Source organism: Rahnella ecdela (assembly GCF_019049625.1).
Taxonomy (GTDB): Bacteria; Pseudomonadota; Gammaproteobacteria; order Enterobacterales; family Enterobacteriaceae; genus Rahnella; species Rahnella ecdela.
The window spans coordinates 65,737-91,877 of record NZ_JAFMOY010000132.1; the positions used below are offsets into that span (position 1 = coordinate 65,737).

Sequence of the window (26,141 nt, forward strand, 5' to 3'; positions counted from 1 at the left end):
CAACCTGCCTGCGGACAGGCAGGTTTGATGGCAAACATTACGCGTCCTGGTTGCCGTTCATTTTAGCTTTCAGGGCAGCGATTTGTGCGCTGATTTCATCGTCGGCTTTCAGCTCAGCAAATTGCTGATCCAGCGATTTCTTTTTGCCGATGCTGACACTTTCTGCTTCCGCTTCCATGTGATCGATGCGACGTTCGAACTGTTCAAAACGCGCCATCGCTTCATCAATTTTACCGCTGTCGAGCTGACGGCGAACGTCACGCGAAGACGCCGCAGCCTGATGACGTAAAGTCAGCGCCTGCTGACGGGCGCGGGTTTCGGTCAGTTTGCTTTCCAGTTCGCCAATTTCTGACTTCATGCGGTCCAGCGTTTCTTCTACCACGGTCACTTCATTTTTCAGCGTGGTGACCAGCTCGGACAGTTTTTGCTTTTCGATCAGCGCCGCACGGGCCAGATCGTCTTTATCTTTACGCAGCGCCAGTTCGGCTTTGTCCTGCCATTCAGCCTGCTGGGATTCACCCTGATCGATACGGCGGATCAGCTGTTTCTTTTCTGCCAGCGCACGGGCGGAGGTCGAACGCAGCTCCACCAGCGTGTCTTCCATTTCCTGAATCATCAGACGAACCAGTTTTTGCGGATCTTCAGCTTTATCCAGCAAGGTGTTGATGTTGGCGTTAATGATGTCAGCGAAGCGAGAAAAAATACCCATAATCGAAATTCCTCTTTGTTTCTGTTTGGTTTCCGGCCAAATGATTACCGGTTAAATCCACAGGAAAATTTTCAACTGCGGCGATAAACCTATATCAGGATCCGTGCCAACTTTTTAATCACATTATCTTCATGAATAAATTGAATTTTTTATTTTCTCCTCTGCTATGCTTATTTTTCGAGATGATTATTTTCACTAATAGTTAGTGTGTTTCACCACACAAGGAAAGCCAAATGACGGATAACACAGACAATTTGCTCGGCGAAGCCAACGCCTTTATAGAAGTGCTGGAACAGGTTTCGCAGCTGGCGAAACTGAACAAGCCGGTTCTGGTCACTGGCGAGCGCGGAAGCGGTAAAGAACTGATCGCGCATCGTCTGCATTATCTGTCACCCCGCTGGCAAGGTCCGTTCATTTCGCTCAACTGCGCAGCACTTAACGAGAACCTGCTGGATTCCGAATTGTTCGGCCACGAAGCGGGCGCGTTTACCGGGGCGCAGAAACGCCATCTCGGGCGCTTTGAACGCGCTGACGGCGGCACCTTATTTCTCGATGAACTGGCGACCGCGCCGATGCTGGTGCAGGAAAAATTGCTGCGCGTGATTGAATACGGGCATCTCGAGCGCGTCGGGGGCAGCCAGCCGTTACAGGTTGATGTGCGACTGGTGTGTGCGACTAACGATGATTTACCGCAGCTGGCGGCAGAAGGAAAATTTCGTGCCGACCTGCTGGATCGCCTGGCGTTTGATGTAGTGCAGTTGCCGCCGCTGCGTGAGCGACAGCAAGACATCATGTTACTGGCCGAGCATTTCGCCATCCAGATGTGCCGCGAGCTTTCGCTGCCTTTATTTCCCGGATTTACGGAATACGCCCGCGAAACCCTGCTGGCCTACCGCTGGCCGGGCAATATCCGCGAACTGAAAAACGTCGTGGAACGTTCGATGTATCGCCACGGCACCAGCGATTTTCCGCTTGATAACATTATTCTAAACCCGTTTGCGCCGCGCACTTCTGCCGTAGAACCGGCTGACATCAGCACGCACGAAAATCTGCCAGCACTGCCGTTAGATCTCAAACAATGGGTGACGGAACAGGAAAAAAATCTGATAGAACAGGCTTTACGGCAGGCGCGCTTTAATCAGCGCAAGGCAGCTGAACTGCTGAACGTGACTTATCATCAGTTGCGCGGGATGTTGAAAAAACACGCAATTCTGGTGAACTCGCAGGAACCCGCTGAATAACAGGCAAAAAAAAAGCCAGCACCCGAGCTGGCTAAGTAATACTGGAAGCAATGTGAGCAATGTCGTACCTCGCGATTAGCGCCCTGGCGGGCCACCTCTCGTCCGGTGAAAAGAATGATAATGGTTCTCAGTATCGTCTGTAAAGCACTTTGTTGAGAATATTTCTCATTACCACAACGACATCATGGCTACTTATTGAACACCCCGGGGTTCTGATGGGCTCCGCTTTATTTCGCTTTAAGTCTTGTCCGGATGATTTTTGCGCGAAGTGCCGCAGGATCGTCGGCTGATTTGTGCAATGGATTGGGGTACCTCGCAGAGTACGGTACACTTAAGCTATTGCACCTTAACTTTGAAGCCTTTATGCGTCGTCTAACTTTGTGGATGCTTTTACTGAGCGGCTTGTCCACAGCAGTTTTTGCTGAGACAGCCCCAACACACGCCAGCACGACGGCGGTTACTGCACCGGTGAAAGATATTCGCCAGAGCGGCTTTGTCTATTGCGTTAACGGCATGGTCAATACGTTTAACCCGCAAAAAGCCAGCAGCGGGCTGATTATCGATACCCTTGCCGCGCAGTTATACGACCGGTTGCTGGACGTTGACCCGTACACCTATCGCCTGATCCCTGAACTGGCGCAAAGCTGGGAAGTGCTGGATGACGGCGCGACCTACCGTTTCCACCTGCGCAAAGATGTCCCTTTCCAGAAATCCAGCTGGTTTTCGCCTTCGCGCAAAATGAACGCTGACGACGTGGTGTTTAGTTTCCAGCGCATCGTGGATCCGAATAATCATTTTCACGCAGTGAACGGCGAGGAATATCCGTATTTCGACAGCCTGCAGTTTGCCCGTGCTGTAAAAAGCATCAAAAAACTCGATGATTATACCGTCGAGTTTCGTCTCAATAATCCTGACGCTTCTTTCCTCTGGCATCTCGCCACGCACTATGCACCGGTACTTTCCGCTGAATATGCGGCGAATCTGACCAAATCTGGAAATGAAGAAGAAATTGACCGCCAGCCAGTGGGAACAGGCCCTTTCCAGCTTGGGGAATATCGCACCGGACAATATGTTCGCCTGGCGCGTAACGGACAATACTGGAAAGGCACCCCGCGCATGGCGCAGGTGGTAATAGATATGGGCGTCGGCGGAACCGGACGTCTGTCCAAATTGCTGACCGGCGAGTGTGACGTACTGGCTTATCCGGCGGCCAGTCAGTTGTCGATTTTGCGTGAAGATCCGCGTTTGCGCCTGTCGCTGCGTCCGGGCATGAACGTCGCCTATCTGGCTTTCAATACCAATAAAGCGCCGCTCAACGATCCGCGCATTCGTCAGGCCGTTGCGCTGTCGATTAATAACCAGCGTCTGATGCAGTCGATTTATTACGGCACAGCTGAAACCGCTGCGTCTATTTTACCGCGCGCGTCGTGGGCATATGACAGCAATGCGCAGGTCACGGAATATAATCCTGAAAAAGCCAAAAAGATTTTAAAGGATCTGGGACAGGAAAAACTCAATCTTCATTTATGGGTGCCGACTGCATCCCAGTCGTTTAATCCAAGCCCGCTGAAAACTGCTGAACTGATCCAGGCCGATTTAGCGCAGGTCGGCATTAAAGTGACCATTGTTCCGGTCGAAGGGCGTTTTCAGGAAGCGAAGCTGATGGAAATGAATCACGACCTGACGCTCACAGGCTGGTCAACGGACAGTAATGACCCGGACAGTTTCTTCCGTCCGATGCTCAGTTGTGCAGCACTTCAGTCCCAGACCAACTATGCTCACTGGTGTGATCCGGCATTTGACGAATTACTTCGTCAGGGGCTTTTATCGCAACAACTTTCACAGCGCATTGAGTTTTATCAGCAGGCACAGAAAATCCTTGAGCAGGAACTGCCGGTGTTGCCGCTGGCCTCTTCCCTGCGGCTTCAGGCCTACCGTTACGACATCAAAGGTCTGGTACTGAGCCCGTTTGGCAATTCGTCGTTTGCTGGTGTCTTCCGTGAAGATGAAAAAAGTCGTGATGATGAAGGAAGGAAAGCCCCATGATTATCTTCACGTTACGTCGCATATTGTTGCTGATTGCCACGCTGTTTTTCCTCAGTCTGGTGGCGTTCAGCCTGAGCTATTTTACGCCCAACGCGCCACTGCGCGGGGCGTCACTATGGGATGCGTACCGTTTCTATTTTTTAGGCATCTGCCAGTTTGATTTTGGCGTGTCGAGTATTAACGGCGAAAGCATTACCTATCAGCTCAAAGCTGTATTCCCGGCGACGATGGAACTGTGTGTTCTGGCTTTTGCGCTGGCGTTAGTCGTAGGTATTCCGCTGGGGATCCTGGCGGGTGTCATGCGCGGAAAATGGCCGGATGTCGCGATCAGCAGTCTCGCCCTGCTCGGTTTTTCCATTCCGGTATTCTGGCTGGCCGTGTTGCTGATGCTGTTTTTCTCAATGCAGCTTGGCTGGCTTCCGGTATCCGGTCGCCTTGATTTGCTCTATCAGCTGAAAACCGTCACCGGCCTGACGCTGGTTGACGCGTGGCTTTCCGATTCGCCTTATCGACATGAAATGATCATCAGCGCCATTCGCCATATGATTTTGCCGATTGCCGCGCTGGCTGTCGCACCGACGACGGAAGTTATCCGTCTTATGCGAATTTCCACCGACGATGTGCTGGCGAAAAACTACGTCAAGGCTGCCGCCACGCGCGGGTTGTCGCGGTTTACAATTATCCGCCGCCATGTGTTGCATAACGCGCTGCCGCCAATTATTCCTAAGCTCGGGCTGCAATTTTCGACCATGCTGACACTGGCGATGATTACCGAAGTGGTCTTTAACTGGCCGGGAATTGGCCGCTGGCTGATTAACGCTATTCGCCAGCAGGATTACGCCGCGATCTCAGCCGGTGTCATGGTGGTCGGATCGCTGGTGATTGTGGTGAACGTGCTTTCAGACATTCTCGGTGCATTAATGAATCCATTGAAACATAAGGAATGGTATGCCCTTCGATAATGTATACCGCGAAAAACAAGTACCCAGTCCGCTGCGCCACACGTGGGGGATTTTCTATCGCGACACGCTGTCGATGATCGGCTTCTACGGCGTTCTCGGGCTGCTGTTTTTGTGTATTTTTGGTCATCTTCTGGCGCCGTACGCCCTCGACCAGCAATTCCTTGGCTATCAGCTGTTGCCGCCTTCATGGTCACGCTACGGTAACGTTTCATTCTTCCTCGGCACCGACGATCTGGGGCGGGACTTACTCAGCCGGATGTTAACCGGTGCAGCGCCGACCATCGGTGGTGCGCTGGTGATAACTCTCGCGGCCTCGTTGTGTGGCGTGATTATCGGCGTACTGGCGGGGATCACCCGCGGACTGAAATCAGCCATTCTCAACCATATTCTGGATACGTTGCTGTCGATCCCTTCCCTGTTGCTGGCGATTGTGGTGGTGGCCTTTATCGGCCCGAAACTCGAACACGCGATGCTGGCCGTCTGGCTGGCATTATTGCCACGAATTTCGCGCACCATTTACAGCGCGGTGCATGACGAGCTGGAAAAAGAATATGTGGTCGCAGTGCGCCTCGACGGCGCATCGACGTGGCAGATTCTGCGTTATGCCGTATTGCCCAATATTGTGGCGGTACTGGCGACAGAATTTACCCGTGCCCTGTCGATGGCGATCCTGGACATTGCCGCGTTAGGTTTTCTGGATTTAGGTGCACAATTACCTTCACCGGAATGGGGAGCAATGCTCGGGGATTCGCTGGAGCTGGTGTATGTCGCGCCGTGGACCGTGATGCTGCCGGGTGCTGCCATTCTCATCAGCGTACTGCTGATTAACCTGCTGGGTGACGGTGTGCGTCGGGCGATTAATGCGGGAGTGGAATAATGCCGTTACTCGATATCCGCAATCTGACTATTGAATTTATGACCGCCGACGGCCCGGTCAAAGCCGTTGACCGCGTCAGCATGACGCTGAATGCCGGTGAGATTCGCGGGCTGGTGGGCGAATCCGGCTCAGGTAAAAGCCTGATTGCCAAAGCTATCTGCGGCGTAACCAAAGATAACTGGCGCGTAACGGCAGACCGTATGCGTTTTGACAATATCGACCTGTTGCAGTTGTCGCCACGCGAACGCCGCAAACTGGTCGGGCAAAACGTATCGATGATTTTTCAGGAACCGCAATCCTGTCTGGATCCTTCGGAAAGTATCGGCCGTCAGTTGATCCAGGCCATTCCCGGCTGGACGTACAAAGGCCGCTGGTATCAGCGCTGGAAATGGCGGAAAAAACGCGCCATTGAACTGCTGCACCGTGTCGGGATTAAAGATCACAAAGACATCATGGCCAGTTATCCGTATGAACTGACCGAAGGCGAATGCCAGAAAGTGATGATTGCCATTGCGCTGGCGAATCAGCCACGTTTGCTGATTGCCGATGAACCCACCAATGCGATGGAACCGACCACACAGGCGCAGATTTTCCGCCTGCTGGCACGACTGAATCAGAACAATAACACCACAATTTTGCTGATCAGCCACGACCTACAAATGATGAGTAAATGGGCGAACCGCGTGAACGTGCTGTATTGCGGTCAGACCGTTGAGAGCGCCGTGTGTGAAGACCTGCTGGCTGCGCCGCATCATCCTTATACGCAGGCGCTGATCCGCGCGATGCCCGATTTTGGTCGTTCATTGCCGCATAAAAGCCGTCTGAATACGCTGCCGGGTGCCATTCCTTCACTGGAACATCTGCCGATTGGCTGTCGTCTGGGACCGCGCTGCCCTTACGCGCAGAAAAAATGCATTGAGACGCCGCGTCTGCGTCTGGCGAAAACGCACGCTTACGCCTGCCACTTCCCGCTGAACATGGAGGAGCAATAATGGGCGAAACCCTGCTCGAAGTCCGTAATCTGAGCAAAACGTTCCGTTATCGCACCGGACTGTTCCGCAAGATGAATCTTGATGCGGTGAAACCGGTCAGCTTTACGCTGCGTGAAAAACAGACGCTGGCGATTATCGGTGAAAACGGTTCTGGTAAATCGACGCTGGCGAAAATGCTTTCCGGGATGGTTGAACCGAGCGGCGGTGAAATCCTGATTGATGAGCATCCGCTGGAATTTCGCGATTATCGTTTCCGCAGCCAGCAAATCCGCATGATTTTTCAGGATCCGAGCACATCGCTTAATCCGCGTCAGCGCATCGGTCAGCTGCTTGAAGCGCCTTTGCGCCTTAATGGTGAAATGGACGCGCAGCAACGTGAACAGCGCATCAACCAGACGCTGCGTCTGGTCGGTATGTTACCTGACCACGCGAATTATTATCCGCATATGCTGGCGTCCGGTCAGAAGCAACGTGTGGCTCTGGCGCGCGCGCTGATTCTGCAACCGAAAGTGATTGTGGCCGATGAGGCGCTGGCGTCTCTGGATATGTCCATGCGTTCGCAAATCATCAACATGATGCTTGAATTGCAGGAAAAACAGGGTATCTCATACATTTATGTGACCCAGCATCTTGGCATGATGAAACACATCAGCGATCAGGTTCTGGTAATGCATGAAGGTGAGGTCGTCGAGCGTGGCAATACCGCAGAAGTGCTGGCGGCACCGCTGCATGATCTGACGAAAAGGCTGATCTCCAGTCATTTCGGTGAGGCTCTCACGGCAGATGCCTGGCGTCGCGACGGCAACTAGTCCGGCGCTCTGCTGGCAGGTTATAAGCTGAATACATGAACGGTGCCTGAAACGGCACCGTTTTTTATCATTATAATCGGGGAAATGACCGATGAAATTCGCGACCAAACCCGTTCCTCTGGCATATCTGCCGTTTTCTATTCCTTTTAGATATGATTTATCGCTTAACATTATTTTATATCGACAACAGTATCAGCAAGGATAGGGTCTGATAATTTGCCTGGACGCCAGGCTTGAAGCAAAGGACCCGTTCATGGAACAACAACGCAAGGCCGCGCACAGCGGCTGGTATCATGAAACACAATCCAGCCAGTATGGTCACCTGCCGCTTGATCCCCATGCTGCGTTAGTTCAGGATCGCTTTCTGCTCGGGCTGGATATGCAGCTTGATCCGACACTTCGCCAGTTGCTTAACGAACGCCAGAAACTTCTGCGCGCCTCACGCGCCTGTTACGAGGTTCTTTTCCCGGAAACTCTCAGCGTATCGCGTACCGAAACGCTGACTTTATATGACCGCCTCAGCAGCGCGCTGACCGTTGCGCAGGTGACCGGCATACAGTCTCTTTGTAGCCACTACGCCGCCCGCCTCGCCCCGCTCTCCAGCCCTGATGCCTCTCGTGAAAGTAACATCCGCCAGACTCATATCACACAGTTCGCCCGGTTACTCGCCACACAACCGACGCTTATCACCCCGCCGATGCTGGAACAGCTCTACAGCGTAGGATTCAGTACCCGCGATATCGTGACTTTCACACAGCTGACCGGTTTTGTCAGTTATCAGGCGCGCGTATTGGCCATACTAAATGGTTTACGCGGGCGCGCGGCAGCGGTACTGCCCGGATTCCCTGCACCAGAAGGCTGCGAACAGAAAGGATTTTCTCTTGCCATGTTGCAATGGAAATCAAGGCTGCCGGAAGTCGCAACGGAAACCGCCAGCAAGTATCAGCAGGATGTTCTGGATTTAATCGCCCCCGATGCGCGATCTTCTTCGTTTTATACTCTGCTGGTGCATGACGCCGACGCGCTGAGCGAATTCTCTGCCGTGTTTAATCATGTGATGCAGGCGGGTGAGCGCCCGAAAGCCGCATGGCGCGAACTGTCGGCAGTGGCAACGTCACAGTTAAATGGTTGCCTTTATTGCGCGGGCATTCACGGACGTTTATATCTTGAAGCCGGTGGCAACGAAGCCATTATCAACGGCTTATTTGAAGAAAATTATCGTGATGATGCGGTTGATGCACTGTCGAAAACGCTGTCTGACAGAAAAGAAGCCGCATTGCTGGACGCCGTAATCACGCTGACCCGCACACCTGAGCGGTTTGACGCGCGCCAGCTACATGGATTATCGGACGCCGGTTATTCGGCAACACAATCTCTGGATATCCTGCTGACTGCCGCACTGTTCAGCTGGTCAAACCGCCTGATTCAGACGCTGGGAGATACCCTGAACCGTTGAGTTCCCACCGCATTTCCCTTCATGCTACCCCCTCTCTTTCCGGCAGGATATTACCCTGCCGGAGAAGCCAAATGTAAATACCCCCGCTACGTAACCGCCATAAGTCGTACTAATCTTATTTTCAACCGGAAATTTAGTGTTAAAACGAGATGCAGATCACACTAGACTATGCATCGTTCCGAATGGGCTTTCAGCGTTGTTTTTAATTTTCAGAAAAACCCGTAAACAGCACCCCATTCCAGACGTATTCACTATTTATTCATCATCACGTGGATGAATAATCCAGTTAAAACTTTTTAAGAAAAACAATAACAATTTCAGAATCTGGATTATTATTTATACAACACATTCACATTGTCTATTTAGAAAACATAAACGTTAATTCTGCATAACATTTCGAACACAGTTTAATCAGGCCGGATAAGTTAAATGTAACGGTATATGTCAAACTCCTTGCCTCATTTACGAAGATAGTGAACATTACTTGCCGTCATCCCATCTTATAACAATGCAAAGGGTGCTTATTTCGCGCCACTTATGCGTTTCTGCTCTATACAGGCAGAAGGAATAAACAGAGGTACGAGTGTCAACTGCAAACAAAACACCAAACAATGAAAGCGTGAGTCTGAACGCCTTCAAACAGCCAAAAGCGTTTTACCTGATCTTCTCCATCGAATTGTGGGAACGTTTCGGTTATTACGGCCTGCAAGGGATCATGGCGGTTTACCTGGTCAAAATGCTTGGCCTGAGTGAAGCTGACTCCATCACCCTGTTCTCCTCTTTCAGTGCGCTGGTTTACGGTTTCGTCGCCATCGGCGGCTGGTTAGGCGATAAAGTTCTCGGCTCAAAACGCGTGATCGTGCTCGGCGCGATTGTTCTGGCGTTAGGTTATTCCTTCGTTGCCTATTCTGGCCACGAGGTGTTCTGGGTTTATCTGGGTATGGCGACAATCGCCGTCGGCAGTGGCTTGTTTAAAGCAAATCCATCCTCATTGCTTTCTACCTGCTACGAAAAAGATGACCCGCGTCTCGATGGCGCATTCACCATGTATTACATGTCCGTCAACATCGGCTCATTCTTCTCTATGCTGGCAACCCCCTGGCTTGCCGCGCAGTATGGCTGGAGTGTCGCGTTCTCTCTGAGCGTTGTCGGTATGCTGATCACCATCGTGAACTTCATGTTCTGCCGCAAATGGGTAAAACGTCAGGGTTCTAAACCAGACTTCGCCCCGCTGCAGTTCAAGAAGCTGCTGATGGTTCTGGTCGGTGTGGTTGCACTGGTCTTCCTGTCCAGCTGGTTGCTGCATAACCAAACCATCGCACGTATGGTTCTGGCTGTGGTTTCTGTGGGTATCATTATTGTGTTTGCGAAAGAAACCTTCTCCATGCAAGGTATCGCACGTCGTAAGATGATTGTGGCCTTCCTGCTGATGATGGAAGCGGTGGTATTCTTCGTGCTCTACAGCCAGATGCCAACGTCCCTGAACTTCTTTGCTATTCACAACGTCGGTCATGAGTTGCTGGGTCTGAGCTTCCAGCCGGAGCAGTTCCAGGCTCTGAACCCGTTCTGGATCATGGTTGCCAGTCCGATTCTGGCCGCTGTTTACACCAAAGTTGGCGATCGTATGCCAATGCCGCACAAGTTTGCGATTGGTATGGTGCTGTGTTCTGGTGCCTTCCTGGTTCTGCCGTGGGGTGCAAGCCTGGCGAATGAGCACGGTATCGTGTCAGTGAACTGGCTGGTGCTGAGCTACGCGCTGCAAAGTATCGGTGAGCTGATGATTTCCGGTCTGGGTCTGGCTATGGTTGCACAGCTGGTACCACAGCGTCTGATGGGCTTTATCATGGGCGCATGGTTCCTGACTACCGCAGCCGCTGCGATTATCGCGGGCTATGTGGCGAACCTGACCGCCGTACCTGCAGACATCGAAGATGCGCATGCTTCTCTGGCGATTTACAGCCACGTGTTCTTGCAGATTGGTATTGCAACGGGTGTCATTGCTCTGCTGATGCTGGTAACTGCATCTAAACTGCACCGCATGACGCTGGATCGTGACACTGACGAGAAGCAACCAGAACTGGCTTCTGCTGCTCAGTAATTGCAGATAGTCTTTCACGATGGTTGACGAACGCCTCCTCCGGGAGGCGTTTTTTATGGCAGAGATTTAGCAAATATTTTCATTGTGTTAGGATTGCGTAAGCGCGACTTACGAAAACGGAACAATCCTGATGAGCGAAAATCACAGTCCCTATACGCAATTAACCCGCTATTTATCCGCTGATATTCTTAAGAACAAAAAAGCTTTCTCCTGGCGGAGGATCATTATCCGTTGCATAAAACAGCCTCAGCACAGGTATATTTTCTGGTGGCGCATCGCGAGCTATTTATATTCGACGAACAGTCATTTTTGTAAGGCCCGTGCCCGCAAGATGAACTATTCGTTAATCAGAAAGTATGGCATCGAGATTATGCTCGGCGCGCAAATTGGTGAAGGGATCAGACTCCCTCATCTGACGGGGATCGTCATTAACCCTCATTGCATCATTGGGAAGAATTTCCGCATCCGGCAAAACACCACTGTCGGCATTAAAGTGGATGAGGGAACAAGACGGCTGGTGATTGGCGATGATGTCGATATCGGCGCTAATTGCTGCATTATCGGCAATGATATTACCATTGGTCACAATGTCACCATCGGTGCGATGTCGTTCATCAATAAAGATATCCCCGATAACGCGGTGTGCTATACCGAAAAGAGCAGCAAGATCATCATCAAAACCTAAGCCGTCAGCGGACGGCATTTTCACCTCAACTTTTACCCAGCGATTTACCCCAGATAGTAACGCCCCTTCCCGCTTTGTTTTGCGCGATACATGGCGGCGTCAGCACGTGCCATCAGCGTATCGGGTAACAACGGCTGACGCGCGCGCCCCACTGCTACGCCAATACTGGCTGACAGCGATACCGGTACGCCCGCGACGCGGTCAATACAGCGCAATGCGTTCATCAGGCTGATACAAATCCGGCTGACGTCGCTTTCCGTATTCACTAAGTGGCCCAGTAAAACCGTAAATTCGTCTCCCGCCAGCCGTGCTACCACGTCCTGTGAGCGCAGATTATCACGCAAGGTATGACCGAAAAACTTCAGAATAAGATCGCCAAATTCGTGCCCGTAGGTGTCGTTGTAAGCTTTAAAGTTATCAATATCTAAAAAAAGTAAGGCTATGTCTTTGTCTGCTTTTTCTTGTTGTCTGGCTGCATAAATCAGGGATTGCTGGAACGCCCGCCGGTTAGGAAGTCCGGTCAGCGAATCATGATTGGCCTCAAACTCAAGCTGCGCCTGTAACTCTTTAATCTCGCTGATGTCGGTCGAAAGACCGTAGTAGCCATGACCGCTGTCATCACAGGGAATAAGCGTGGTGTGCAAAACACCGCCTCTTCCGTTACGGGAATATCCTGGTAACTCAATGTCATAGCTCACGGCCACCCCCTGCAAGACCTGGCGGATATAAGGCTCGATTTGCTGATAAGTCTCCTGCCCCACGACATCTTTTACCTGGCGGCCACGCACTTTGTCTTCAGCCACGCCGTACCAGCTGGCGTGAAAGTGGTTCACAAAAATGTATTCTTCATTCGCGTCAACATGACAAATGAGTGCCGGAATGTTGTCGGTGATCGCCCGCAGCCGGTTCTTGCTTTCCGTCAGTTCCCGCTCACGATGCAGGCGCTGTGCAATTTCCTGATGCAGTTGCTCCATCGCCACCTGCAGTTCATTAGTACGCGCAGCTACGCGACGTTCCAGATCACCCTGCAACGAATACAACGTCTGTTCAATATTTTTGCGCTCGGTAATGTCGCTGATCACCACAATATAATGGTGCGCCTCTCCTGCGGCATTGCGTACCAGAGAAGCGGTGAGCGTCACCCACAACGTGCTGCCATTGGCCCGCTCAAGCAATTTCTCAACGCTAAAACTGTTAATTTCGCCTGAGAGTAAACGGGGGATCAGAATATTTTCGGCATAGAGATCGTCAGGATGGGTCACGTCATGCAGCAGGCAACTGCGGAGCTGGTATTCGGCGTAGCCCAGCATATTACATACCTGAGGATTGATGCGCAGCCAGCGCCAGTCGAGCCCGACCAGAGAAAACCCGACAGCGGCATGAGCAAAAGTCTGCTCAAATAAGGCTTCGCTTTTCGCCAGATTATCTTCCACCCGTGCGGTGTACTGGCGGTTTTCCAGATGGAAAATGTAGCTTTGCACCAGCGCGGTCATGTCGATCAGGGTTTGTCCGTCTTCCTCGCTCCACTCTCTTGTCCGGTCGTCAATCAGACACAGAGCGCCCAGTGCAACTCCCTGCTGGGAATGCAGTGCGCAACCGGCATAGAAGACGATATGCGGCGCGCCGGTGACCAGCGGATTATCGTGAAACCGCAAATCCAGCCGGGCATCCCGGACAATCAGCGGGCCGGATTCAAGAATGGTATGACCACAAAATGAGGTATCGCGCGGGGACTGATTGATATCGATGCCGGTATGGGACAAAAACCACTGCCGGTCGGCATCAATCAATGAGACAACGACGGCTTTGGCCTGAAACTGGCGCGCAGCCATGCGGGTGATACGGTCGATCTCCTCAATTCTGGGGGAATCCAAGATGCCCAGAGAAGCCAGTATCGCAAGCCGGGCCTGTTCATCAACTGCCTGTTGAGGGACTAACATAATGCACTCTCAATGATGACTGGTGAATATGCCATCAAGTCTACTGCGTTTGACCGGAAAACCGGCTCTGATTACGCCCCTGTCGGGCAAAAATCAGAATAGTGACAGATCACAAAAAACGTAATTTTTTAACGAAATTCGCACAAACAGCGGTAAATCAACGGTTAAAGTGAGCTGACCCAGTTCACATGCGTGGCATCAGTCTGATCAGATTGTTCTGCCTCACGGCGGTATTTCTGCCTCATTTCTGTCGGGGTTGCGCCATAAAACTCAAGGAAGTAACGGCGCAGCGCGCCCGGCTCAAGCCCGCACTGACGGGCAATAACGGCCAGACTTTGATCAGACATTGATGACGTTCGCAGCAGACGTTTCGCAAGCAATAAGCGACGGCTGCGGATGAACTGAGCAATGCCACCGAGTGGCTCAAATAACCGGTATAAACCCGAGCGCGAAATGGCAAAATTTTTACACAGCACGTCCACGCTAACCGGCTGGCTGAGGTGTTTTTCGATGTACAGACAGATTCGTTCAAGACGGGCACTTTGCTCAAACGGGTGCTCCACTTTCTTACCCGCCACCAGATGCAGCGTTTGCAGGAAAACCGACGCCGCGCCTTCTCCGGTGCTCAGAACTTCCTGCTCGGTCATCTGATCAAACACCTGCACCATCGTCGCAAAGTGGTTGCGTAAAATAATGTTCACCGGTGATGTTGCAGGAATGCGCTTGCCGTGCAGGGCCGCAATATCAACATTAAAATGCAGGCTGTGCTTGGGCATAATAATGTACTGATACGAGCCCAGACGCGGTTTCTGGTCACCCGGATAGACATGGATTTTGATCGGCTGAGACATATCCTGGATCATGATGTCTCCCTGCACCAGGGTAAAACGCTCGCCAAAGCACTGGCATTCCATCCCGCCGATAATAATGATGAAAATGACAATGTGATCGGGCATGGAAAACAGATTGCCATACTGGCGGTTAATATCGTGCTCGCTGACAGTCAGAACGCCGCCGATGACGCGCCCGAAATTGTATCCGGTCACACCCCAGTCAAATTCATCCCTGTGACGGTCTGGCAGTTCAAGCTTAAAGCCTGCGCTGGACATCCCGTCCTCCCATTCATAAAAACGGGTCTCGAAATCCTGATAGATGTTGGCGCCGTCAACTATCTTTCGTGAAGATGAATCGCTCATTTTCTCACCGAAAATTAAGATAATTCCGAAACCATAATCTACCTCATACTGTTAAATCAATGCGTAGCAGCAATTGGTAATACATTTTCCCCGATTCTTAATATTTTTGCGGTCAAAGAAACTCACACAACAGTTTGTAAAATCAGGAATTAAAGGGCGCTATTCGCCGGATTGAATGATCAGGTTGTCCGCGATAATTATTTTTGGATCGGTTAATATCACGTTGAAGATCCTCACTTTCGTGATTTGCTATTCTTAAAAAAGCACGATTCGTTTTCTCCCTCAGCCATCGCCAGGAAATGCCCATGGAAAAAAGAAAGGTCCTGGATGAAGGGCGTCAGCTCAAACGTATGAATGCGGAAACCCGCAGGCAATCGCACATGCACAAATGGTTTGCCATCGTGGCCGCCCTGGACTGCGTGCTGGTAATTTTTTACGATCAGGACATGCGTAATATCGTTTTTTCGGCCAGTGTTTGCATCGTCTGTACTGTTCTGTGGCTCAAAGGCCGTAAACAATCGCGCAGTTACCGCCGCGAATGGGATCAAAAATTCGGCACTAAAAAACATCCCTGAGTTTTTTCCCTGCCTGAACGCCTCCGTTGATCATTCTGACCATAAAGAAATTCCTAAATTTGATAAAAGTGTTTCTGTCCTGAGCTGTTGAACAGTCAAAAAAATTTAAGGCATGCCCGTAAATAACCATTCATAATTCACAGCACAATATTCCGATGACGGTCAGTGTAGGGATAGCGTTCAGTGAACCCGATCAGGACTCAATCTCACATTTCTTAATCCAGGCAGATCATGCTTTGTATCGGGCGAAATCCTCCGGTAAAACCGCATTGAGCTGAGTTGATCGTTATTCACCCGAACAAAATATCGAATACCTCACTTAGGGCGTGATAACCGATTGAATTTTAGAAATTAAAAACAACGGTAATATTCTCATTCAATTGTGAGTAATAATTGCAAAAAACAACCTGATGAGTCACCGGCTTATTCACTGCGCCACACCACACTCATATTCTGCTCGGGGTAGTTAACTCATGCTTACTGATATTGCGATATGCCAGGCAGTTCTTGATGCTCTACCCGAGGCGACGGTGCTCAAAGACGACAGCCGCAAACTGGTATTTCTCAATCAGAAAGCCAGTGAGTTTTATGGTCGTCCGCGTGAAGAACTGATTGGTCAGGATGTTTCATTTTTCACCGAGCCGGAACAGGCAGCCCGTCAGCGTGAGCGTGATATCGAAGTGCTGGAAACCGGTGAGAAAACGGTTAATGAAGAAACGCTGGTGGATCCTTCCGGAAAACGTCGCAATGTGCTGGTGCGCAAGTCGCGCGTCACCCTTGAGACCCGGCATTTTATTCTGACCTCTATCATGGATATCTCCCTGCTGCGCAGTTCCGAAGCGCAAATCCGTTATCTCGCCCGCCATGATGTTCTGACAGGCCTGCCGAACCGTACGGCGCTGAGTGAAGAACTCAGCCAGATTGCGGCGCAGCGCATGTATCGTCCCGAACCCTACGCGCTTTTCCTGCTCAACCTTAATGATTTCAACTACATCAACGATACCTATGGTTATCAGGCCGGTGATGCAATTTTGTGTGAATTCGGGCAACGTTTGCGAAATGAAGTGGGTAACAGCGGAACAGTTTCGCGGATCGGCGGCGATGAATTTTCCATAATATTGCGAAATAATCCGACCAGCGAAATGGCCAATAATCTGGCGCTGGAAATTCTGGTGATGATGCGCCAGCCTTTCACACTGACCCGCGCTAATCCGATGATCACTATTTCATTCGGTATCGTGATGTTTGGCGCTGAAAATATTACGGCCGGCGAAATTATGCGTCGCGGAAATACCGCGCTGCTGGAAGCCAAGCAACGCGGCAAGAATATGTTCTCGTTTTATTCAGAATTGCTGGATGCCAGCAGCGTCAGCAAACGCATTATGGTAAAAGCGCTGGCTGAATCGCTGGCAAAAGAGGGCGATCTCTCCTGCGTCTACCAGCCGATTTTGCGCAGCCGTGATGAAAAAGTCGTGTGCGTGGAAGCGCTGGCACGCTGGAACCACGGCGTGCTCGGTCAGGTTTCCCCGGTGCAGTTCATTGCGCTGGCAGAAGAAACCGGTCTGGTCATTCAGTTGGGTGAAATCGTTCTGCGTCAGGCCTGCCGGGATATTAAAAACTTCGGCCAGCTGAATCTGGCGATTAACGTTTCCGCCGTACAGCTGGGTGAACCGGATTTTGGCCCCCGCATTCTGGCCGTTCTGGCAGAAGAGGATTTCCCGCCTTCACGTCTGGAACTTGAGCTGACAGAAACGTCGGTGATGAACGCTAATGCGACCAGCCTCAGTCATCTGGCTAAACTGCGCAAAGCGGGTGTCAAAATTTCGCTCGATGATTTCGGCACCGGGTATTCCAGCCTCAGTTTGCTGAAAGATATTTCGGTGGACAGCGTGAAAATCGACCGTTCGTTTGTGCAGTACGTCACAGAAGTGAATGATACCGCCGCCATCGTTTCTGCCGTCTCCCAGCTCGGCAATAAAATGCACCTCAATGTGATCGCTGAAGGCGTCGAAAATCAGCTTCAAAAATCTTTTTTAGTATCAGCAGGTTGCTCGCATCTTCAGGGCTATCTTTTCTCACGACCGGTCCCGGTTGAAGTCTTATCTACGTTGCTTACCACTGAAATGAATATGTCAGCCAGTACCTGAAACGCTGATACATAAGCTTCATAGATAACTCAAAACACCTTATTAATTCATTCAATTGGCGCTCGTCCCTGTTTTACTGACATGATCCGAGGCTGATAAATAACGCCGTTTAAGGAAATACATCATGTCATCGTTTTCAGGTATCTGGGTCCCGCTGGTCACGCCTTTCAGTCAGGGTGAGATCGACTTTACTGCACTGAAATCTCTGTGCACCCGGCTGCTCAAACGGGGTGTTGATGGCGTTGTCGTCTGCGGTACCACCGGCGAAGCGCCGATGCTTTCCAAAGAAGAACAACTTCAGGTTCTTGATGCCGTACTGCAAGTTGTCCCCGGTCATCAGGTCATCATGGGACTTTCCGGTACTCACATGCCGGTTATCCGCGAAATGCAGGATGCGATCCTGCGTCGCCCTGTCGCGGGGCTGCTGATCCCCGCACCGTATTATATCCGCCCCTCTCAGGCCGCACTGGTTGCCTGGTTTAGTGAAATTGCCGACCATTCCACGGTGCCGGTGGTACTTTACAACATTCCTTATCGCACCGGCGTGCAGATGGAGCTGGACACATTCCGCCAGCTGGCGAAGCATCCGCAGATTAGCGCAGTCAAAGATTGTGGCGGCAGTATTGACCTGACGCTTTCACTGCTCGCTGACGGGGAACTGGATGTGCTGTGTGGTGAAGACGTGCAGATTTTCTCGACGCTGAGTCTGGGCGGTACCGGTGCCATTGCCGCTTCTTCGCATATTTTCCCACAAGAGTTTGTAGAGCTTATCCGTCAGTTCAAAGAACAGGATATTGTGGCGGCACGTAAAACGTTTTTCGGCCTGCTACCGATGATCCGCCTGATGTTCTCTGCGCCGAATCCTGCTGCGATTAAATACGCTTTATCGCTCGACGGGCTGATGAACAATGAGCTGCGTTCCCCGATGCTTCCTGCGCCGGAAAATGTTGAAGCGGCAATTCGTGACTTCCTGAATCAGCATTCCCGCTGATAAGCCCGGTGACGGTCAGCGCTGGCCGTCACTCTGCACATCACAATATGAGCAGTCAGGCTCACTCTCACAATTAAAACACTGACATTTGCTCCCGCCGGTTCTAGGATAGAAGCAGATTTTATATAGCCGTATTGTGTCCCGCGAAACCTCCGTGTTTTACGGCGTCAGACGGGTTGCTCATCCAATGGAGTATTTATGAAACTGTATTATAAATCCGGTGCCTGTTCCCTCTCCCCGCACATCATTCTTCGTGAAGCAGGTCTGGACTTCAGCATTGAAAAAGTTGATCTGGCGACCAAGAAAACCGAAGCCGGTGACGACTTCCTGGCGGTGAACCCGAAGGGACAAATCCCGACGCTTCTGCTCAACGATGGCAGCATTCTGACCGAAGGCGTGGCTATCGTGCAGTATCTGGCGGATCAGAAACCAGACCGTCAGCTGATGCCGGAACAAGGTACGCTGGCCCGTTATCACGCGCTGGAATGGCTGAACTATATTGCGACTGAGCTGCATAAAGGCTTCTCCCCGCTGTTTAATCCAAAAACGCCGGAAGATTTTAAGACCGTGACCCGCGAAGCGCTGAGCAAGAAATTTGCTTACGTGAATGAGTCACTGAAAGGCAATCAGTTCCTGCTGGGCGCCCGTTTCAGCGTGGCTGATGCGTATCTGTTCACCGTGATGGGCTGGGCAAAAGCCCTGAAGTTTGACCTGAGCGCGCTGACAGACCTGAATACGTACCTGGATCGTGTGGCTGCGCGTCCTGCGGTGGATGCTGCACTGACTGCGGAAGGCCTGAAGTAATTCCTGAAACTGTTGAGTAAAAGAATTTAGCACAAACAAAAACGCCCCGGCTTGATCAGCGCGGGGCGTTTTTTTATGGGCAAACTTTACAGTCTGACCGCCGGGAAATGATGCTCAGGTTTGACCATTTTGTCCTGCGCGGCCACGATTTGCAGCTCATACTCACCCATCGCGTGAGTGGTCAGCATCACTTCATAAACTGCGGCAGTGACGTGTTCCAGTGCTTTGTCCAGCGCCTCGCCTTTGAGAAGATTCACCAGCAGCAAACCACTGGTCAGGTCACCAACGCCGACCGGCTGACGCACACCAAAATCAACCAGCGGACGGTCGATATGCCAGGCTTCATCTGCTGTCACCAGCAGCATTTCAAAGCGATCGCTGTGATAACCGGCGCGGCTTAAATGTTTCACCAGCACGATTTTCGGGCCTTTACTGATAAGCTCACGCGCTGTAGCAACTGCCTCTTCAACACTTGCCACCGCATGGCCGCTCAGTAATTCCAGCTCCAGCAGGTTCGGGGCGATGATGTCGCAGTTAACCAGTGCCTGATTGCAATGGAACTCAGCAACGCCCGGCGCCACGATACAACCCTTTTCAGGGTGCCCCATGACCGGGTCGCAAAAATACCAGGCATCCGGATTCGCCGCTTTCACCAGACGGACAATTTCCAGAATGCTTTGTCCCTGTTCCGGCGAGCCAATATAGCCGCTCAGTACCGCGTCACAATCCTTCAGACGGTCAATGTCCGCAATCCCCTGCGCGATCTCGGTCAGATGCGTGGCGGGCATCACACAACCCGTCCAGTGGCCGTACTGGGTATGATTGGAGAACTGAACGGTGTTCAGTGGCCAAACGTTTGCGCCCATACGACGCATAGGGAACTCCGCCGCGCTGTTACCCGCGTGACCAAAAACCGTGTGTGACTGGATAGAAAGAATGCTTTTCATGAGGAATTTCCGATTGCAACGTCATCGGGAGATGGCGGAATAACTGATATCAGTGAACAAAAACGGGAGACCTTTCAGCCCCCCGTTATGTCAGCCTAAAACTTATGCCCAGAGCAGCAGGGTGTAGTTCTTTTTACCGCGACGCAGCAAGGTGTAACGACCAAACAGACGATCGCTGTCAGTGAAGCTGTATTCCGTATCAGTCTGTTTTTCGCCGTTTACAGAAACCGCGTTGGAAGAAATCATGGTACGCGCCTGACCTTTCGATGGCGCCATTCCTGCAATAACCAGCGCCTGTTGCAGGTCTGTGTCGCGTGGCACTTCAAACAATTCCAGACCATCCTGCGCCAGCTGACCGAAATCGACTTCGGTCATTTCGCTCAGGGAACCGGAGAACAGACTCTGCGTGATACGTTTCGCAGCCGCCAGACCTTCCGCTCCGTGAACCATACCGGTCACTTCTTCGGCCAGAACGTACTGTGCGCGTGGCGCTTTGCCGCTGGTTTTGTCTTCTTCTTCCAGCGCATTGATGTCTTCAATGCTCATGAAGGTGAAGAACTTCAGGAAGCGGTAAACGTCGGCGTCCGCGGTGTTGATCCAGAACTGGTAGAATTTGTACGGGCTGGTTTTCTTAGGATCCAGCCACACTGCGCCACCTTCAGTTTTACCGAATTTGGTGCCGTCAGATTTGGTAATCAGCGGAACGGTCAGGCCGAACACTTGTTTCTGATGCAGACGACGGGTCAGGTCGATGCCTGACGTGATGTTGCCCCACTGGTCGGAACCACCGATTTGCAGCTCCACTTTGTGCAGTTCGTGAAGGGAAGCAAAATCGTAACCCTGCAACAAGTTGTAAGAAAATTCGGTGAAGGAGATGCCGCTGTCATCGCGGTTCAGACGCTGTTTCACCGCTTCTTTGTTGATCATCTGGTTAACAGAGAAGTGTTTACCGATATCGCGCAGGAAGGTCAGCACGTTCATGCCGCCAAACCAGTCGTAGTTGTTTGCGGTGATCGCGCTGTTTTCGCCACAGCTGAAATCCAGGAACGGAGAAACCTGATGGCGGATTTTTTCCACCCACTCGTTCACGGTTTCATTGGTGTTCAGCTTACGCTCGGTGGCTTTAAAGCTCGGGTCACCGATAAGGCCGGTTGCGCCACCGACCAGTGCGACAGGCTTATGGCCGTTCAGCTGGAAGCGTTTCAGGCAAAGCAAAGGCACCAGATGTCCCAAATGCAAGCTGTCTGCGGTAGGATCGAAACCGCAATAGAGTGCAATTGGCCCTTGCGCCAGTCGCTCTGCTAACGCTTCTTCATCCGTTACCTGGGCAATGAGGCCCCGCTCTTGCAGTTGTTTAATCAGGTTGCTGCTCGCCATCAAAGACTCCGTTTGTTTGTACTTAGAAATTTGTACCGAATATGTGCAGATTCATGTCTGACATCATGCCGCGCATGTGCCTTTTCTCTCACCTTCACGGGGAACGACATAGAATAAAGCGCTCGTCGCCCGAGCGCTAGGGAATCGCGTGTTTTTTCGTGGTTAAGGTGCGAGGCGGTCTATTTTCCAGCCAGTTTCTGTCTCTGCTTCATCACGCTGATAAATGAACCGGTCGTGGAGACGATGTTCGCCGCCCTGCCAGAATTCCATTGAATCAACTTTGACACGAAAACCGCCCCAGAAACTTGGCAGCGGGACTTCGCCATTACTGAATTTCTGTTTCAGTTCGAGGAATTTACTTTCCAGCACGCCGCGCGCCGAGATGCGGGTGGATTGCTGAGAAACCCAGGCACCGATCTGGCTGTCTTTCGGACGGCTGGTGAAGTATTTCATCACTTCCAGCGTCGATAAACGTTCTGCCTGTCCGAGAACATTCACTTGTCTGTCGAGCATGTGCCACGGGAATAACAGGCTGATGCGCGAATTGCCCGCCAGCTGCTGCGCCTTTCGGCTGCCGAGATTGGTGTAAAACACCAGCCCCTTTTCATCATAATGTTTGAGCAGCACGATACGCTGGAAAGGCTGTCCGTTTTCATCAACCGTCGCGACAACCATCGCCGTCGGGTCGGCCAGACGGGCATCACATGCCTGTTTCAGCCAGCGTTCAAACAAAGGCAGCGGTTGTGGCGTTAAATCCGCACGACGTAATCCGCCACGCGTGTATTCACGGCGCGAGTCCGCAATATCAAATTCTTTATTATCAGCCATATGGATCAATTGCGTATCTGGGGAAGGTAAACGCATTGTGCACCCGCCGCGTCAGGATCTCAACGTTCCTGACGCGGGGTTTAGAAAGGGAAAGCGGAGGTGTAATAAATTCTATTGCTGAACGCAATCGTCAATGATGACGTTCTCACCACGCTGTACAAAGGCCTGATTGCCTTTTGACCAGAACGTGTAACGACCATCGCTGTATTTAGTGCCGGAAGCGGCCTCAACCTGTTTCAGTTTCAGTTGCTCGCCGTCGAGCACCATATCAACCTGCTGCGCCGGTTTGTCCAGCGTGACGGTCAGCGGCAATGTTCCGCACTGATAATGCAGTTCCTGGGTCGGGCTTTCGGGCTGGTGGCTGAACTGGCTACATCCGGCCAGCGTTAATCCTGCAAGAGAAGCGATGATCGCCTTTTTCATTCTGAACTCCCTGAGTGTTCTCGGTTTATCTGTTATGTACCATGTCAGGTTGCACAACACATTGAGATAAAACCGAGAACGGTTCAGGCGCGGGTTGAAACCACCGGATAAATCGCACCGAGCAGGGTTTCGCGACTGGCACCGGTCACGGAAGGCAAGTTACCTGACTGACCGGATAACGTTCTGAATGCCAGCCAGGCAAACGCGAGCGCTTCCATATCATCACCACTGATCCCGCAGGCATCGGTGGTACACACTTCCGTGCCCGGCAGCATGGCCGACAGACGCGTCATCAGCAGCGGATTACGCGCACCACCGCCACAAACCATCAGACGGTCACATCCGCCCGCCAGCTGAACCTGTTCGGCGATACTGACTGCCGTGAGCTCAGCCAGGGTGGCCTGCACATCGGCAGGAGAAATTTCCGCTGAACGCGCCAGCTGCTTTTCCAGCCACGCCATGTTGAAGTATTCGCGGCCGGTACTTTTTGGCGCAGGCTCGGCGAAGTACGCGTCGGACAACATCTGTTGCAGCAGGCGTAAGTTTACACGCCCCTCGCTCGCCCATTCGGCGCCTTTGTCGTAAGGCTGGGCTTTATGACGCCAGATCCACGCGTCCATCAGCATGTTGCCGGGACCGGTGTCGTAACCGCGCACAGGCTGTCCCGGCAGTAACATGGAAAGATTCGCAATGCCGCCGATATTAAGGATCATCCGGCGCTCTGCCGGATCAGACAACAGCGCCTGATGAAATGCCGGTACCAGCGGCGCGCCCTGCCCGCCCCACGCCATATCGCGACGGCGGAAATCCCCGACGGTAGTAATGCCGGTCATGGCCGCAATGCGGTTGTTATCCCCCAGCTGCATCGAAAAAGTGGTATCGCCTTTAGGCTGGTGCCAGACCGTTTGTCCGTGGCAGCCAATGGCGGTGACTTCTTCCGGTGAAATATCGGCGCTTTTAAGCAGTCCCAAAATAGCCTCACCGAATAAAATCCCCAGTTGCGTATCAAGTCTGCCGACTTCTTCCAGCGTCACCTGTTGCCCCTGGCACATGCCAAGAATGGCGTTTTTCAATGCGATCGGAATAGGATGCGAATAACTGGCCTGTTGCGCGACCATGCGCTCGTCGATTGCAGCCAGCACGACATCAACACCATCGAGACTGGTGCCGGACATCACGCCGATATAACGACCTGACTTCATAGATAACATCCTCAACTCCCGGAAAACATCCGACAAAAGTAATAGTGACAGAGTAATCGGTATAGGAAGCATAACGCCATGAGTTACTCAGTTTTTATTACACCCTGTGATGGCTTCGTGTTTTTCTTGTTACGAATTTTAATTTTTAAAAACAGTCTGGCGATAAATCAGGCGATAATAACATTAAGGACTGACATATTTGATCGCAGTCATTGCTGTCTAAAACGTAAACCTGCGTTTATTATTAGTTGAGCACGCTTCCTGTATACTAGGAAAAAGTGAAGTAAATATGGTATGTGACCACCCTCGACACTGATGTTGAACTGTGTACTGTTTTTTCTCTGTTGTTGTGGCTAGTCTGAAAGCTGTGCAGCAGCATTATAAAGGAGCTATTTATGATTAAGCGTTTACTCGTCGTCGCACTTGCCGGCATTTCACTTGCTGGCTGCGTCAGCGATAACTCACTGTCTGGCGATGTTTACTCCTCGTCTCAGGCAAAACAAATTCAGCAAGTGACCTACGGGACGATCGTTTCTACGCGTGCGGTACAAATCCAGGGCGGAGATGATTCAAACATCGTCGGTGCTTTGGGTGGTGCGGTACTGGGTGGTTTCCTGGGTAATACGGTGGGTGGCGGTACAGGTCGTAGCCTGGCAACGGCTGCGGGCGCAGTTGCCGGTGGCGTTGCGGGTCAGGGCGTGCAAAGTTCTCTTAACCGCTCTCAGGGCGTAGAACTGCAAATCCGTCGTGATGACGGCACCACAATCCAGGTGGTTCAGAAAGTCGGCGCGACCAAATTCAGCGTAGGTCAGCGTGTGAGCATGGCGAGCAGCGGCAGCACCATCACCGTTTCTCCGGGTGCCTGATCTCTTCTGAGAGCCAGCCACTGAGTGCAAACAAAAAACCGAAGCCACTGGCTTCGGTTTTTTTATGGGTAGAACAAATGCGACGCTGTGTGACGAAAAGAGCAAACAACCGGTTCTTATGATTTGCTTTGCAGTGAAGCAATATTTTTTTCCAGCCGGGATAACATCCCGCCGAGTTGTTCGATTTCTACAGTAGACATGCCAGACAAAATTTCTTTGCGCGTGGAATCAATAACCGATTCCATTTCATTGATGATTGGCGCGGCTTCTTCAGTCAGTTTGATGCGCTTGGCACGGCGATCGCTCGCACAAGTCTGACGGGTAATCAGTTTCTTTTCTTCCAGTTGATCCAGTGTACGAACCAGAGAAGGCTGCTCAATCCCGATGGCTTTCGCCAGTTGGATCTGAGACTGCTCCGGAGGCAACATGTTGATATTGTGCAGTGTTACCCAGTGTGTTTGCGTGAGTTCCAACGGCTTTAACCGATCGTCAATCAACGCACGCCAGGCACGAACTAATCGTGCTAGATCTGACCCCAGATTCGATTCCAATTATCCCCTCCTTATAATTAGCATGCTAAGATAACTCCCCAGAGTTTAGCTTAGTTTTTGGAACTTTATTCGAGAAATTACAATTCTATATATAATGATAGGTACTATTGCATCCGGGAGCGGTGTCCCCGCTTTCAGATTTAAACTTGTTTATAACACAATCACCGGCAGAGATTAATATTGTGAATGCGCAAATGTTTCACTCAGGCTTCCCGCTACCGGATCTGGTCCTGGGTGCCTCACTTTATTTCCCCCCGATGTTCAAAGCGCTTTTACTGGGGCTGGTATTCTGGCTTCTGATACACCGACTGCTCCGCGACTGGATTTATTCTGGTGAAGTCTGGCATCCCACGCTGATGGATTTATCTCTTTTCGTTATCTCTATTTGTGCCGCACTGATACTTATGGTGAACCTCTGA

Annotated in this window: 25 protein-coding genes; 16 read left to right on the forward strand and 9 right to left on the reverse strand. The window is 51.5% G+C overall.

Annotated features, from left to right (window positions below; genetic code table 11):
- Positions 1 to 37: 37 nt before the first annotated feature.
- Positions 38 to 709 carry a phage shock protein PspA gene (pspA, locus tag J1784_RS21065; RefSeq protein ID WP_120131882.1) on the reverse strand — a complete coding sequence of 224 codons (672 nt, stop codon included), beginning with the start codon at positions 707 to 709 and terminating at the stop codon, positions 38 to 40.
- A 233-nt stretch (positions 710 to 942) separates the two neighbouring features.
- On the opposite strand from pspA, the gene pspF reads away from it, so the two are divergent.
- The 9 genes from pspF to J1784_RS21110 all read left to right on the forward strand — a co-directional run bounded on the left by pspF (position 943) and on the right by J1784_RS21110 (position 11,875).
- A complete protein-coding gene (gene pspF, locus J1784_RS21070; protein ID WP_217150824.1) occupies positions 943 to 1,950 on the forward strand; it encodes a phage shock protein operon transcriptional activator in 1,008 nt (335 codons plus the stop codon).
- A 363-nt stretch (positions 1,951 to 2,313) separates the two neighbouring features.
- On the forward strand, positions 2,314 to 3,996 hold the full coding sequence (gene sapA, locus J1784_RS21075) for an ABC transporter substrate-binding protein SapA (protein ID WP_217150825.1): 1,683 nt from the start codon (positions 2,314 to 2,316) through the stop codon (positions 3,994 to 3,996).
- Positions 3,993 to 4,958 carry a putrescine export ABC transporter permease SapB gene (gene sapB / locus J1784_RS21080; protein WP_217150826.1) on the forward strand — a complete coding sequence of 322 codons (966 nt, stop codon included), beginning with the start codon at positions 3,993 to 3,995 and terminating at the stop codon, positions 4,956 to 4,958. Before sapA ends, sapB begins: the two co-directional genes overlap by 4 nt.
- On the forward strand, positions 4,945 to 5,835 hold the full coding sequence (sapC, locus tag J1784_RS21085) for a putrescine export ABC transporter permease SapC (protein WP_112287903.1): 891 nt from the start codon (positions 4,945 to 4,947) through the stop codon (positions 5,833 to 5,835). Before sapB ends, sapC begins: the two co-directional genes overlap by 14 nt.
- The gene (gene sapD, locus J1784_RS21090; protein ID WP_217150827.1) at positions 5,835 to 6,827 is read left to right on the forward strand and encodes a putrescine export ABC transporter ATP-binding protein SapD; all 993 of its coding nucleotides are present in this window, start codon (positions 5,835 to 5,837) and stop codon (positions 6,825 to 6,827) included. Before sapC ends, sapD begins: the two co-directional genes overlap by 1 nt.
- Positions 6,827 to 7,636 (forward strand): putrescine export ABC transporter ATP-binding protein SapF, encoded by an 810-nt coding sequence (sapF, locus tag J1784_RS21095; protein WP_095921494.1) that lies wholly within the window; start codon positions 6,827 to 6,829, stop codon positions 7,634 to 7,636. The genes sapD and sapF overlap by 1 nt, the downstream gene beginning before the upstream one ends.
- A 253-nt stretch (positions 7,637 to 7,889) precedes the next feature.
- Complete coding sequence (locus J1784_RS21100) at positions 7,890 to 9,092, forward strand: CMD domain-containing protein (RefSeq protein ID WP_217150828.1); 1,203 nt, start codon at positions 7,890 to 7,892, stop codon at positions 9,090 to 9,092.
- A gap of 583 nt (positions 9,093 to 9,675) precedes the next feature.
- Positions 9,676 to 11,190 carry a dipeptide/tripeptide permease DtpA gene (dtpA, locus tag J1784_RS21105; RefSeq protein ID WP_217150829.1) on the forward strand — a complete coding sequence of 505 codons (1,515 nt, stop codon included), beginning with the start codon at positions 9,676 to 9,678 and terminating at the stop codon, positions 11,188 to 11,190.
- Positions 11,191 to 11,320: 130 nt separating this feature from the next.
- Entirely contained in the window at positions 11,321 to 11,875 is a 555-nt protein-coding gene (locus tag J1784_RS21110) for a serine acetyltransferase (protein WP_217150830.1), read from the forward strand.
- Between the two features lie 44 nt (positions 11,876 to 11,919).
- On the opposite strand, the gene J1784_RS21115 is transcribed toward J1784_RS21110, so the two are convergent.
- Both J1784_RS21115 and J1784_RS21120 read right to left on the reverse strand, forming a co-directional pair.
- Positions 11,920 to 13,815, reverse strand: coding sequence for a diguanylate cyclase domain-containing protein (locus tag J1784_RS21115; RefSeq protein WP_217150831.1), 1,896 nt, complete (start codon positions 13,813 to 13,815; stop codon positions 11,920 to 11,922).
- A gap of 164 nt (positions 13,816 to 13,979) precedes the next feature.
- Positions 13,980 to 15,011 carry an AraC family transcriptional regulator gene (locus J1784_RS21120; RefSeq protein WP_217150832.1) on the reverse strand — a complete coding sequence of 344 codons (1,032 nt, stop codon included), beginning with the start codon at positions 15,009 to 15,011 and terminating at the stop codon, positions 13,980 to 13,982.
- 305 nt (positions 15,012 to 15,316) lie between these two features.
- Here J1784_RS21120 and J1784_RS21125 point away from each other — a divergent pair, with 305 nt between their 5' ends.
- The 5 genes from J1784_RS21125 (at position 15,317) to gstA (ending at position 19,528) form a co-directional block, all read left to right on the forward strand.
- Complete coding sequence (locus J1784_RS21125) at positions 15,317 to 15,586, forward strand: hypothetical protein (protein ID WP_217150833.1); 270 nt, start codon at positions 15,317 to 15,319, stop codon at positions 15,584 to 15,586.
- A gap of 128 nt (positions 15,587 to 15,714) precedes the next feature.
- The gene (locus J1784_RS26925; protein WP_420803988.1) at positions 15,715 to 15,864 is read left to right on the forward strand and encodes a diguanylate cyclase domain-containing protein; all 150 of its coding nucleotides are present in this window, start codon (positions 15,715 to 15,717) and stop codon (positions 15,862 to 15,864) included.
- 195 nt (positions 15,865 to 16,059) lie between these two features.
- Positions 16,060 to 17,733 (forward strand): putative bifunctional diguanylate cyclase/phosphodiesterase, encoded by a 1,674-nt coding sequence (locus J1784_RS21135; protein ID WP_217150835.1) that lies wholly within the window; start codon positions 16,060 to 16,062, stop codon positions 17,731 to 17,733.
- A 124-nt stretch (positions 17,734 to 17,857) separates the two neighbouring features.
- Positions 17,858 to 18,724 (forward strand): 4-hydroxy-tetrahydrodipicolinate synthase, encoded by an 867-nt coding sequence (dapA, locus tag J1784_RS21140; RefSeq protein WP_217150836.1) that lies wholly within the window; start codon positions 17,858 to 17,860, stop codon positions 18,722 to 18,724.
- Between the two features lie 198 nt (positions 18,725 to 18,922).
- Positions 18,923 to 19,528, forward strand: coding sequence for a glutathione transferase GstA (gene gstA, locus J1784_RS21145; RefSeq protein WP_217150837.1), 606 nt, complete (start codon positions 18,923 to 18,925; stop codon positions 19,526 to 19,528).
- A gap of 86 nt (positions 19,529 to 19,614) precedes the next feature.
- On the opposite strand, the gene pdxY is transcribed toward gstA, so the two are convergent.
- The 5 genes from pdxY to anmK form a co-directional block, all read right to left on the reverse strand.
- A complete protein-coding gene (pdxY, locus tag J1784_RS21150; RefSeq protein WP_217150838.1) occupies positions 19,615 to 20,475 on the reverse strand; it encodes a pyridoxal kinase PdxY in 861 nt (286 codons plus the stop codon).
- Between the two features lie 102 nt (positions 20,476 to 20,577).
- Positions 20,578 to 21,852, reverse strand: a complete 1,275-nt coding sequence (tyrS, locus tag J1784_RS21155; RefSeq protein WP_217150839.1) for a tyrosine--tRNA ligase — start codon at positions 21,850 to 21,852, stop codon at positions 20,578 to 20,580.
- Positions 21,853 to 22,014: 162 nt separating this feature from the next.
- Positions 22,015 to 22,680: a pyridoxamine 5'-phosphate oxidase gene (gene pdxH, locus J1784_RS21160; protein WP_120132069.1), complete on the reverse strand. Its 666-nt coding sequence runs from the start codon at positions 22,678 to 22,680 to the stop codon at positions 22,015 to 22,017.
- Positions 22,681 to 22,791: 111 nt separating this feature from the next.
- A complete protein-coding gene (locus J1784_RS21165; RefSeq protein WP_217150840.1) occupies positions 22,792 to 23,103 on the reverse strand; it encodes an MliC family protein in 312 nt (103 codons plus the stop codon).
- Positions 23,104 to 23,186: 83 nt separating this feature from the next.
- Entirely contained in the window at positions 23,187 to 24,305 is a 1,119-nt protein-coding gene (gene anmK / locus J1784_RS21170; protein WP_217150841.1) for an anhydro-N-acetylmuramic acid kinase, read from the reverse strand.
- Positions 24,306 to 24,700: 395 nt separating this feature from the next.
- Here anmK and J1784_RS21175 point away from each other — a divergent pair, with 395 nt between their 5' ends.
- A complete protein-coding gene (locus J1784_RS21175) occupies positions 24,701 to 25,171 on the forward strand; it encodes an outer membrane lipoprotein (RefSeq protein WP_120505933.1) in 471 nt (156 codons plus the stop codon).
- A 116-nt stretch (positions 25,172 to 25,287) separates the two neighbouring features.
- On the opposite strand, the gene slyA is transcribed toward J1784_RS21175, so the two are convergent.
- Complete coding sequence (gene slyA / locus J1784_RS21180) at positions 25,288 to 25,722, reverse strand: transcriptional regulator SlyA (protein ID WP_217150842.1); 435 nt, start codon at positions 25,720 to 25,722, stop codon at positions 25,288 to 25,290.
- A 194-nt stretch (positions 25,723 to 25,916) separates the two neighbouring features.
- Here slyA and J1784_RS21185 point away from each other — a divergent pair, with 194 nt between their 5' ends.
- Positions 25,917 to 26,141 carry a DUF1656 domain-containing protein gene (locus J1784_RS21185; protein ID WP_112288005.1) on the forward strand — a complete coding sequence of 75 codons (225 nt, stop codon included), beginning with the start codon at positions 25,917 to 25,919 and terminating at the stop codon, positions 26,139 to 26,141.